Annotated in this window: 12 protein-coding genes; 6 read left to right on the forward strand and 6 right to left on the reverse strand. The window is 65.7% G+C overall.

Going from position 1 to position 10,381, the window contains the following annotated elements:
- From AKL29_RS44190 to AKL29_RS02080, 3 genes are all read left to right on the forward strand, one after another.
- Positions 1-714: extracellular solute-binding protein (locus AKL29_RS44190; RefSeq protein ID WP_244481687.1), on the forward strand; the 714-nt coding region annotated here is incomplete at its 5' end.
- 128 nt (positions 715-842) lie between these two features.
- Positions 843-1,799, forward strand: a complete 957-nt coding sequence (locus AKL29_RS02075) for a carbohydrate ABC transporter permease (protein ID WP_028333494.1) — start codon at positions 843-845, stop codon at positions 1,797-1,799.
- Positions 1,800-1,845: 46 nt separating this feature from the next.
- On the forward strand, positions 1,846-2,688 hold the full coding sequence (locus AKL29_RS02080; RefSeq protein ID WP_016840579.1) for a carbohydrate ABC transporter permease: 843 nt from the start codon (positions 1,846-1,848) through the stop codon (positions 2,686-2,688).
- A gap of 152 nt (positions 2,689-2,840) precedes the next feature.
- On the opposite strand, the gene AKL29_RS02085 is transcribed toward AKL29_RS02080, so the two are convergent.
- The 6 genes from AKL29_RS02085 to AKL29_RS02110 form a co-directional block, all read right to left on the reverse strand.
- Positions 2,841-3,662 (reverse strand): energy transducer TonB family protein, encoded by an 822-nt coding sequence (locus AKL29_RS02085; RefSeq protein ID WP_050382748.1) that lies wholly within the window; start codon positions 3,660-3,662, stop codon positions 2,841-2,843.
- 3 nt (positions 3,663-3,665) lie between these two features.
- A complete protein-coding gene (gene exbD, locus AKL29_RS02090) occupies positions 3,666-4,112 on the reverse strand; it encodes a TonB system transport protein ExbD (protein ID WP_050382750.1) in 447 nt (148 codons plus the stop codon).
- A gap of 3 nt (positions 4,113-4,115) precedes the next feature.
- Complete coding sequence (exbB, locus tag AKL29_RS02095) at positions 4,116-4,868, reverse strand: tonB-system energizer ExbB (protein WP_050383012.1); 753 nt, start codon at positions 4,866-4,868, stop codon at positions 4,116-4,118.
- A 58-nt stretch (positions 4,869-4,926) separates the two neighbouring features.
- Positions 4,927-5,448: a heme utilization cystosolic carrier protein HutX gene (hutX, locus tag AKL29_RS02100; RefSeq protein ID WP_050382752.1), complete on the reverse strand. Its 522-nt coding sequence runs from the start codon at positions 5,446-5,448 to the stop codon at positions 4,927-4,929.
- Positions 5,448-5,783 (reverse strand): heme-degrading protein HmuQ, encoded by a 336-nt coding sequence (gene hmuQ / locus AKL29_RS02105; RefSeq protein WP_050382754.1) that lies wholly within the window; start codon positions 5,781-5,783, stop codon positions 5,448-5,450. The genes hutX and hmuQ overlap by 1 nt, the downstream gene beginning before the upstream one ends.
- A gap of 147 nt (positions 5,784-5,930) precedes the next feature.
- On the reverse strand, positions 5,931-8,276 hold the full coding sequence (locus tag AKL29_RS02110) for a TonB-dependent hemoglobin/transferrin/lactoferrin family receptor (RefSeq protein ID WP_152977388.1): 2,346 nt from the start codon (positions 8,274-8,276) through the stop codon (positions 5,931-5,933).
- Between the two features lie 255 nt (positions 8,277-8,531).
- Between AKL29_RS02110 and hemP the strand changes: the two genes are divergently transcribed.
- The 3 genes from hemP to AKL29_RS44200 form a co-directional block, all read left to right on the forward strand.
- Complete coding sequence (gene hemP, locus AKL29_RS44195; protein WP_016840569.1) at positions 8,532-8,738, forward strand: hemin uptake protein HemP; 207 nt, start codon at positions 8,532-8,534, stop codon at positions 8,736-8,738.
- 8 nt (positions 8,739-8,746) lie between these two features.
- On the forward strand, positions 8,747-9,697 hold the full coding sequence (locus AKL29_RS02120) for a heme/hemin ABC transporter substrate-binding protein (RefSeq protein WP_050383013.1): 951 nt from the start codon (positions 8,747-8,749) through the stop codon (positions 9,695-9,697).
- Positions 9,694-10,381, forward strand: a 688-nt coding sequence (locus AKL29_RS44200; protein WP_244481688.1) for a FecCD family ABC transporter permease, incomplete at its 3' end; no start/stop codon positions are given. The genes AKL29_RS02120 and AKL29_RS44200, both read left to right, overlap by 4 nt.

A 10,381-nucleotide genomic window follows, 5' to 3' on the forward strand; every position in this document is an offset into this window, starting at 1 on the left:
GTCGGCGACGGCAACGGCTTCGCCAACTGGCTGTTGTGGTCGCACAACGCCGCGCTGCTCGATGAGGAAGGCAACATCATCATCAACAGCAAGGAGACGATCGCAGCGCTGAAATATCTGAAGGAGCTGTATCCGACCTTCATCGCCGGCACCCCGTCCTGGAACGACGTTTCGAACAACCGCGCCTACTCGTCGCAGGAGATCGGCCTGACCGCAAACGGCGTCTCGCTGTATTTCTCGCTGAAGAACGATCCCGCGACCAAGGCAATCGCCGACGACACCGCGCATCAGTTCCTGATCAAGGGACTGGCCCCGACCTCTCCGATGTCCGGCCTGACCTTGAACGCAATGGTGTTCAAGCACAGCAAGTATCCCAACGCGGCGAAGGCATTCCTGCAGTTCATGCTCGAGCACGAACAGTACGAGCCGTGGCTCAACGCCAACTCCGGCTACTGGTCGCAGCCGCTGGCGGCCTATGCCGACGCCGCGGTGTGGTCGAGCGACCCCAAGGTCGCGATCTTCAAGGACACGATGCGGAGCCCCTACTACAACGGCTACAAGGGGCCGATCTCGACCGCGACCGGCGCCGTCAACGCCGACTATGTGCTGGTGCAGATGTGCGCCTCGGTCGCGACCGACGCCGCAACGCCCGAGGCCGCCGCAGCGGAAGCCGAACAGCGCGCCAAGCGGTACTTCCGGCGGCAGGGCCGGTAAGATCGACCTAAAGCCGCTGTCATTCCGGGGCGATGCGTAGCATCGAACCCGGAATCTCGAGATTCCGGGTCTGGTGCTAACGCACCATCCCGGAATGACCCTGGAAGTCGGACCGAGACAAGAACCTGATGTCTGTCACCACCCTCCCTTCACGAGGACACGCGCTGCACCAGCCGGGCTGGCTCGCGCGCCTGTTCGACTACAAGCCGTTCCTGATCGTGATGTGCCTTGCGCCCGCGATCGGCCTGCTGCTGGTGTTCCTCACCTATCCGCTGGGCCTCGGTATCTGGCTCGCTTTCACCGACACCACGATCGGCCAGCGCGGCATCTACATCGGACTTGAGAACTTCCAGTATCTGCTCAAGGATCCCTTGTGGTGGAACGCGGTGTTCTATTCGATCTTCTACACCGCGATCGCAACCTTCGGAAAGTTCGCGCTCGGCTTCTGGCTGGCGCTGCTGCTCAACAACCATTTCCCGCTCAAGAGCCTGATCCGCGCCATCGTGCTGCTGCCGTGGATCGTGCCGACGGTGCTCTCCGCGCTGGCGTTCTGGTGGATCTACGATCCGCAGTTCTCGATCATCTCCTATCTCCTGGTCGACGTGCTGCACTGGCGCGACAGCAATGTCGACTTCCTTGGCTCACCCTGGCCGGCGCGGTTCTCGCTGATCGCCGCCAATATCTGGCGCGGCATCCCGTTCGTCGCGATCTCGCTGTTGGCGGGGCTGCAGACCATCTCGCCCTCGCTCTACGAGGCGGCGATGCTCGACGGCGCCACTTCCTGGCAGCGCTTCCGCTACATCACCTTCCCGATGATGATGCCGATCCTGGCGATCGTGATGACGTTCTCGATCATCTTCACCTTCACCGACTTCCAGCTGGTCTACGCCATCACCCGCGGCGGCCCGGTCAACTCGACCCATCTGCTCGCGACACTGGCGTTCCAGCGCGGCATCGCCGGCGGCGAGCTGGGCGAGGGTGCCGCGATCGCCGTCTCGATGATCCCGTTCCTGGTGTTCGCAACATTGTTCAGCTACTTCGGCCTCGCGCGCCGCAAATGGCAGCAGGGAGAAGCCAATGACTGACGTTGCAGCCCAATCCTCCAACGTCGCCAGCGCCACCCCCGATACGATGGCGTGGGACTCCCGCGCCCGGCGCGTGGTGATGATCTATCTGCCGCTCGCCTGCTTCATCCTGATCCTGCTGTTTCCGTTCTACTGGATGGCGGTCACCTCGTTCAAACCGAACGCGGAGCTGCTGAACTACAAGGAGCACAACCCGTTCTGGATCACCTCGCCGACGCTCGCGCATATCAAGCATCTATTGTTCGACACGGCCTATCCGCGCTGGCTGAAGACCACCATGCTGGTGGCGATCGGTTCGACCTTCCTGTCGCTGTTCGCCTCGACGCTCGCCGCCTACGCGATCGAGCGGCTGCGCTTCCGCGGCAGCCCCTATGTCGGCCTCGGCATCTACCTCGCCTATCTGGTGCCGCCGTCGATCCTGTTCATTCCGCTCGCCACCGTCATCGTGCAGTTCGGGCTGTTCGATTCTCCGCTGGCGCTGATCCTGGTCTATCCGACCTTCCTGGTGCCGTTCTGCACCTGGCTGTTGATCGGCTATTTCAAGTCGATCCCCTACGAGCTCGAGGAATGTGCGCTGGTCGACGGCGCGACGCGATTGCAGATCCTGTGGCGGATCACGCTGCCGCTCGCGGTGCCCGGCCTGATCTCGGCCGGCATCTTCTCCTTCACGCTGTCGTGGAACGAGTTCATCTACGCGCTCGCCTTCATCCAGAGCGGCGCCAACAAGACGGTACCGGTCGCGATCTTGACCGAGCTCGTCACCGGCGACGTCTACCAGTGGGGCGCGCTGATGGCCGGCTCGCTGCTCGGCTCGCTGCCGGTCGCGCTGTTCTACTCGCTGTTCGTCGACTACTACGTGTCGTCGCTGACCGGCGCGGTGAAGGAGTAGTTGGGCACAGGCGATCCCTGTCATGCGAGCCACCCGGTCGGCGCAAAGCGCCGCCGGGTGACAGGCTCCGCGAAGCAATCCATCGCACCGCATATGCGGAACTATGGATTGCTTCGTCGCTTCGCTCCTCGCAATGACGAACGTGGCTAAGACTACCGCGGCACAAACGCGACCGGCACGGAAAAGCCCATCGAGCCCTGCGTGATCTCGGACGGAAACGCCGGAAACGGCTGGGCCTGGCGCACCATCGCCAACGCGCGCGCGTCGAAGGTCGGATTGCCAGAGGAGCCGCCGAGATGGCTCGACAGCACCTGCCCGCCGCGGCCGAGCGTGAACACCAGGCGGACCACCCCGCGCTGGCCGTTGCCGCCGGCCGGATAGGAGTGGAAGCGCAGCAGATGCGCGCGGACGCGGGCGTTATAGGCCGCGATCGCTGACGCGGCTGCGCCGGCGCTGATCGCGGACGCAGCCGGCGCCTGCCGTTCGGCACGGCTCGGCGCGCTGGTGCGCGGTGCCGGCGTTGCCTCGGACGGCTTCCTTGCTTCGCGACGAACCACCTTCGGCTTGACCGGTTCGGGCTTCCTCTCCGGAACGACTTTCGCGGGCTCGGGTTGCGGCGACGTGATCTGCGGCTTCTGTTCCGGCGGTGCGACGACGTCGGGCTTCTCCTGCATCGGCGTCGGCGCGATCTCCTGCGGCACGGGTTGCGCGGCGGCAGGCTCCGGCGGCGACGCGTCGGCCTCCTGCATCGCCGGCCCCGGCGGCAGTTCGGTCTCCGAAAGCTCCGGCGCCGAGGTGATCGGCGTCAGGTCGACCAGCACTGCCGGCACCGCGACGCCCGGCGGCGGCGCCGGGACCCAGCTCATGGCAACCGCGAGCACTGCCGCATGCGCCGCCAGGATCGCTGCCGCCGACAGGCCCCAACGCCTCAGCCGGATCTCGCCGCCCGCATCATGAAGCGCGTACGCATTCATAAATCAGCTACGCCCGTCGAGGCCGACCAGCGCGATCTTGAGATAGCCGGCGTTGCGCAGCAGGTTCATCACCTCCATCAGATCGCCATAGCTGACCGCCTTGTCGGCGCGCAGGAAGATGCGCTCGTCCTTCCTGCCTTGCGTGGCGCCATCGAGCGTCGACGTCAGCGTCTCGCGCGCGATCACGTCCTCGCCGACCGCGACGGAAAGATCGGGCTTCACGGTGACGAACACCGGCTTGTCCGGCCGCGGCTGCGGCTCCGCGGTCGAGGCCGGCAGATCGACGCCGAGATCGACGGTTGCGAGCGGCGCCGCCACCATGAAGATGATCAGCAGCACCAGCATCACATCGATGAAGGGCGTGACGTTGATCTCATGTGCCTCGACCAGATCGTCGTCGCCGCGACGCCGGTCGCCGAACGCGCCGCCAGTGCCAAGCTTCGCGCCCATCGCCTACTCCGCAGCGCGCGCCAGCCGGAACAGGCTGCGATCGCCCTCGCGGCTGACCAGCAGCATCACCATGACGGAGGCGTCGCCGAGCAGCGCGCGGTAAGACGCGATCGAACGGGTCAGGTGATTGTAGATCACGACCGCGGGGATCGCGGCAACCAGGCCGAGCGCGGTTGCAAGCAGCGCCTCGGCGATGCCGGGTGCGACCACCGCGAGATTGGTGGTGTGGGCCTCGGAGATGCCGATGAAGGCATTCATGATGCCCCACACCGTGCCGAACAGGCCGACGAACGGCGCTGTGGCGCCGATCGTCGCCAGCACACCGGTGCCGCGCGCGATCTGCCGTGACATCGCCGCCTCGACCCGCTCCAGCCGCAGCGCGATGCGCTCCTTGAAGCCGTCGTCGAACGTGCCGCCGGACAGCGCAGCCTCGCGCGAGGCCGATTGCACGATCTGCGCCACCGCGTCGTTGCTGTCGCGGCTCGCCTGCTCGACCTCGGCAAGCTGGGTGTCACGCTCAAGGAGGCCGATCCCCTGCCGGGCGAGCGCGGTCTTGCGGCGGATCTCGACGGTCTTGGCGAGCCAGATCGTCCAGGTGACGAGCGAGGCGAAGGCGAGCCCTATCATCACCGCCTTCACGACGATGTCGGCGCTTTCGAACATGCCCCAGGGCGAGAGGTTGCGCGGCAGCAGTGCGGCGTCGGCTGCGGCAAGGCTCGTGCCCGGCAGCATGCCGAGCCCGGCCGACGCCGCCATCCAGATGCTTCGCCCAAGCCAGCGCTGCCACATTGTCGCCTCCCGTCCTTCGTTGCTTTCAGCCCGCCTGCGGCGCGAGGCGGTCCGCCAGCGCATGAAAGCGCACCAGCTGATCGCCGCGCAGCGCGCGCGTCTCGTCGCGGCCGACGAACACCTTGAACATGATGCCGCCGTCGCGATTGATGAAGGCGATGAACGCCGAAACCTTGCCCATGAAAGGCCGCTCGACGAAGGCGATCGCCGCGCAGCGCTCGTGCCTCAGGTGGCCGTGCAGGCCCTTCGGCTGCATCAGGTTGAAATACCCGCGGCCGACTTCGCCGTTCGGAATGGCGCCGGTGAACTCGAAGATCGCGTCATCGGTGTGCACGATCAGCGTCACCTCGCCCCACTCCGCGATGTCCTGCATCGCGGCGGCAAACTCGCCGGGGCCGATCCGCACCATGCTCTCGGGCAGCGCCTCGAGCACCGCGCGCGGCGTCACCTTGCGCTCGCGCGCGACGTCCTCGATCACAGCGCCGGGATTGTCGGCCATATAGGCCTTCAGCCCCACAAGCTCCGCATCAGGCACGACCGCCTCCATCACGCCGCCGCGCTCTTCGCCCGCTCGGTGATCAGCACCTCGAAGCCCTCGAATTTCGGGTGCCCGAGATAGAGGCTGCCGCCGGTCTCGTTGCCGGCGCGGGAATGGGCGCGGCGGAACGCATCGGATTTGGTCCAGTCCTCGAACGCCGCCTTGCTGGCCCACACCGTGTGGGTCGCGTAGAGCGTGTGATCCTCGGCCTCGGGGCCCTTCACCAGGTGAAACTCGATGAATCCAGGCAGATCGCCGAGATAGGATTCGCGCGTCTTCCAGACCGTCTCGAACGCCTGCTCCTTGCCCTTGATCACCTGGAACCGGTTCATTGCGATGAACATGAAAACTCTCTCCTGTATGACGGCGGATGCCCGATCCTGCCGGTTGATCTCGTTAATAACATGAACGCGCCAAGGAATACGCCAAAGGCCGCGCCGGGGGCACCAGCGCAGCCGGAGCAACCTGGATGGAATGATCGGCGTCTCGCGTTACGCTCCACCTAGGTGAATCCTGAGCCCGGCCTTGTAGACGGTACCCGGACCGGGGCTCGAGAACAGCACGTCGTTCTGCGTCGTGCCGTCGGTCGAGGAGCCCGGGATCGCATAAGGCCGGTAGTACTGGTTCAAGAGGTTGTCGACCGACGCCGTGAAGGTGATGTCCTTGGTGGCGTTCCAGGTCAGATAGAGGTTGACGAGCTCGTAGCCGGTCGAGGGCAGATAGCCCGCCGGCAGGTCGTTGTTGGCGCCGAACGAGGACCATTGCGCGGCAATGATCAACGAACGGTCGAGCAACCGCACGCCGCCGGTCGTCGTCACCTTGCGCGGCGTGATGGTGGCGAGCCCGACATTGGTCTGGGTGTTCCGGCCGCGCATCAGATGGCCGGCGACGCCGACGAACCAGTCGCCCGCATCATACATCGTCTCAAGCTCGAAGCCCTCGATGCGGGCGTGCGCGATGTTCTGATACTGGTAGAACTGGCTGAAGCGCCCGAACGGCGTCAGCGTCGGCGCCGAGGCGACGAGATCGATATAACCGTCGACGTCGTTGCGGAACACGTTGATCTTGCCGCGGAACGAGTCGCTCGCGGTGAGGATGCCGTCATATTTCAGGTTGATGCCGACTTCCTTGTTCTTGCCGACCTCCGGCCGCAGCGCCGCATTGGGCAGGAAGCAGAACAGGCCTGAGGTGCCGTCGGGGCAGTTGAACAGCGCCGGCCCGCCGCCAGTGGCGTGGCCGCCCGCGATCAGGGTCTCGGTGATCGACGGCGCGCGATAGCCTTCGGCATAGCTCGCATAGGGCGTGAAGCCGGCAACCGGCGTGACGCCGACCGTGATCTTCGGCGACAACCGGTCGCCGCTGGTCGTGGTGCTGATCGAGTTGAGCTCGTAGTGGTCGTAGCGGACCGCGCTGATCAGCTCGAGCCAGGTCGAATAGTTCTGCTTCAGCTGCACGAAGCCGCCGGACACGGTGCGCTGGCCGCCCGGCGTCGTGATGTTGGAATTGCCACGCGAGTCGAAGGTCTCGACATCGTCGCGGAAGGCGTCGAAGCCGTAGGTCACGGCGTTGCGCCAGTCGCCGAAATTGAAGCGCGAGGTGTTGTTGACGTCGATCCCTACGGTGTCCAGCAAATAACCACGCTTGTCGCCGACGCAGCCGGAGATGTTGTTGCCGGGATTGGCGAGCGTGCAGACGCCGCCGCCGGTGGTGATGCGGTTGTTGTAGGTCTTGACCTGGTCGTTGTCGGTCCGATTGCCGTAGACCGAGATGTTCCAGTCGAACAGCATGTCGTCCGGCTTGGAATATCTCCAGCTCAAGGTGCCCGTGTAGTTCTTGGCGTCGGATGCGTAGACCGAGGAGCCCGCGATCGCGGCGAGCGGCGCCGCCGTCGTGGTCGGGCCGCGGTTCGGCTGACCGATATTGTACTGGTAGTCCTGGAAGATACCGCCGATCTTGAACTCGTGGCCTTCGGCCGGCCGGAACGTCACCTTCATCAGGCCGGCCGCGATATCGTTGCCGGTGTTGCCGATCTCGGTGCCCGCGCCGTCCTTGTAATTGCCCTGGGTGCGATAGACCGCGCCGCCGAACACATCGACATTCGGATCGACGCGCACGCCGCCGAACACCGAGCCCATGCCGCGGTCCGTGTTGGTGCCGTAGGAGCCCGACATGTCGACACCCCAGCGCTCGCCGGGGCGCACCACGTCGTCGATATCCTTGGTGCGGAACGAGACCACGCCGCCGATCGCGCCGGAGCCGTAGATGTTCGCGGTCGGGCCGCGCACCACGTCGACGCCGCCGATCAGTTCGGGATCGAGGAAGAACGAGCCGTTGGCGTTGTGGCCGGTGCGCTGGTAGTTCTGCCGCGCGCCGTCGACGACAACGGCGACACGGCCGAAATCCTGCAGGCCGCGGATGTTGATGACGGTCGCCGGATCGTCGCCGCGCTCCTGAACCGAGACACCGGGCACGGCGTAGAATATGTCCGAGAGCCGGTTCGGCTGCAGGCCCTGGATCTTCTCCAGGGTGACGGCGCTGACCGGCGCCAGCGCATCGATCGCGCGCTCCTCGGTCTTGGACGCCACCGCCGTGATGGTGTCGAGCGATTGCACCGGCACCGCACCGATCTGCGCCCGCGCATTCATCGCCGGCGCCACCGCCTGAGGTTCGGCCACCGGCTTCGGCTTCCGCTTGGCCTGCTTCGGCCGTTCGCTGGAAGGACGCGCAGCCGACGGATCGGCGGTCTGCGCGAACCCGCGCTCCGGCAGTGCTGCCGCAAATGAAAACACCGACGCGCCCAAAATCAAGGCGCGCGAAACCCTAGCCCCGTCAGCCATTCTAGCCCCAGCCTGATCATCGCTTTTCTGGTTTGGCTGGCGTGCGCTCTCTGACGAGCGGCTTGCTGGCTACGTCGCGATGCAAGCCACCGGCTTGCATCGCGTGAGGATTGGTTACGAGCCGGCAACAAAACGGTCAAGAATGCGGCGGCGCTGTTTATATCGATTGTAAAGTGCAGCCGTTGGAATGCGCCTTCGCCCGCTTATACAAGCAAAACACCATTTGAAAATTTTTCGCAGGCGCAACACCACAATATGTCCGCAGCTTCCGGAGACAATATCGGCGCAGCCGGAAAGCAGACCGAGCCTGCATCCGGTGCAGCCAAAACACTGATCATGCGCGGTAATCGTCTCGACAGCCGCGACCTGTTCGCTGCGGAGCGCGAGATCATCATCATGCATGGCGAGGAGCACTACCGCTTGCGGCTGACCTCGCAGAACAAGCTGATTCTCACCAAGTGACGGCGCCGATGACAATTTGTCGCACGCTCGCTTTGTTCGCCTTCTCCTGCCTGCTGCCGATCGAAGCAGTGACAGCCGAGGGCATCACCGTGCATGACGCGCGCGACCGCGACGTCGTGATCGACAATCCGTCGCGCATCGTCTCGATCGGAGGCGCGATCACCGAGATCCTCTATGCGCTCGGCTTCGAGGATCGCATCGCCGGCGTCGATGCGACCAGCCTCTACCCGCCGGCTGCGCTGCGCGAGAAGCCCGACGTCGGGTACATGCGCCAGCTGTCGCCGGAGGGCGTGCTCGGCCTGCACCCGTCGCTGGTGCTCGCGGTGCAGGGCTCCGGGCCGAAGGAGACCATGGACGTGCTCGAGGCGGCCAAGGTGCCGCTGGTGCTGGTGCCGGAGACGTTCTCGGAGGCCGGGCTGGTCGAGAAGATCAGGTTGGTCGGCCACGCCATGGGCGCCGATCCGCGCGCCGCCTGCCTGACCACGGCGGTGGAGAGCGACCTCGCGCAACTGCGTGTGCTGCGTGCCCGGGTGACCAAGCCGGTGCGCGTGATGTTCGTGATGTCGCTGTTGAATGGCCGGGCGATGGCCGCGGGCCACAAGACCGCCGCGGACGAGATCATCCGGCTTGCCGGCGGCGTCAACGCCATCGACGGTTACGACGGCTACAAGCCGGTCAATGACGAGGCCATCGTGGCGGCGAAACCGGATGTCGTGCTGTCGATCGATCGCGGCAAGGATTCGCTGACGTCGGATGCCGTGTTCGCGCATCCAGCCTTCGCGCTGACGCCGGTCGCGGCCAACAAGGCCTTCATCGCGATGGAAGGCCTTTATCTGCTCGGCTTCGGGCCGCGCACCGCGGCCGCGGCACGCGACCTCTCGGTCAAGCTCTATCCGGCGCTGGCGCCGGAGGCTGACAACTTCAAGCCGGCAGCGCTGACCGCGAATTGTCGGCAATGAGCGTGCTGACTGAGCGCCGCGGGCGTGCGAAACAACGGCGCGCCGGCATGTCGCTGCGGCCGGCCGCGACACTCACCCTGCTCTGCCTGCTTGCGGCGCTGGCAGGCGCCGCCCTGGTCGCCCTGACGGTCGGGGCCGCCGGGATTCCAATGGCGCGGCTTCCGGCAGCGCTTGGGCTTTGGGCTGATGGTGTCGCCAACCCGCTGCTTGCACGCGACCAACTCGTGGTGTGGTCGATCCGCATCCCGCGGATCGCGGCGGCGGCGATGGTCGGCGGACTCCTTGCCGTATCAGGCGCGATCATGCAGGGCCTGTTCCGCAACCCCCTCGCCGACCCCGCGCTGGTCGGCGTCTCCTCCGGCGGCGCGTTTGCCGCGGCGGCCGCGATCGTGTTCACCGACAGCCATCTCGGCGAAAGCCTGCGCTTCCTGCAACACCAGCTGCTGCCGATCGCGGCCTTTGCCGGCTCGCTGGTCACGACCATCGTGCTTTACAGCATCGCCAGCCGCGGCGGCCGGACATCGATTGCGATCTTCCTGCTGGCCGGGCTTGCGATCGCCGCGATCGCCAATGCCGGCATCGGCCTTCTGGTGTTCGTCGCCGACGACCGCCAGCTCCGCGACATCACCTTCTGGCTGCTCGGCTCGCTCAGCGGCGCGACCTGGAGCAAGCTCACGGCGCTGG

It is taken from the genome of Bradyrhizobium pachyrhizi (assembly GCF_001189245.1).
Taxonomy (GTDB): domain Bacteria; phylum Pseudomonadota; class Alphaproteobacteria; order Rhizobiales; family Xanthobacteraceae; genus Bradyrhizobium; species Bradyrhizobium pachyrhizi.

Excerpts from the sequence above, each read along its gene's own strand:
- AKL29_RS02120 (WP_050383013.1), top strand. The coding sequence starts at position 8,747 with ATGACAATTTGTCGCACGCTCGCTTTGTTCGCCTTCTCCTGCCTGCTG.
- exbB (WP_050383012.1), bottom strand. The coding sequence starts at position 4,868 with ATGGCGGCGTCGGCCGGGCTCGGCATGCTGCCGGGCACGAGCCTTGCC.
- AKL29_RS02085 (WP_050382748.1), bottom strand. The coding sequence starts at position 3,662 with ATGAATGCGTACGCGCTTCATGATGCGGGCGGCGAGATCCGGCTGAGG.
- AKL29_RS02080 (WP_016840579.1), top strand. The coding sequence starts at position 1,846 with ATGGCGTGGGACTCCCGCGCCCGGCGCGTGGTGATGATCTATCTGCCG.
- hutX (WP_050382752.1), bottom strand. The coding sequence starts at position 5,448 with ATGGAGGCGGTCGTGCCTGATGCGGAGCTTGTGGGGCTGAAGGCCTAT.
- AKL29_RS02110 (WP_152977388.1), bottom strand. The coding sequence starts at position 8,276 with ATGGCTGACGGGGCTAGGGTTTCGCGCGCCTTGATTTTGGGCGCGTCG.
- AKL29_RS02075 (WP_028333494.1), top strand. The coding sequence starts at position 843 with ATGTCTGTCACCACCCTCCCTTCACGAGGACACGCGCTGCACCAGCCG.
- hemP (WP_016840569.1), top strand. The coding sequence starts at position 8,532 with ATGTCCGCAGCTTCCGGAGACAATATCGGCGCAGCCGGAAAGCAGACC.
- exbD (WP_050382750.1), bottom strand. The coding sequence starts at position 4,112 with ATGGGCGCGAAGCTTGGCACTGGCGGCGCGTTCGGCGACCGGCGTCGC.
- hmuQ (WP_050382754.1), bottom strand. The coding sequence starts at position 5,783 with ATGTTCATCGCAATGAACCGGTTCCAGGTGATCAAGGGCAAGGAGCAG.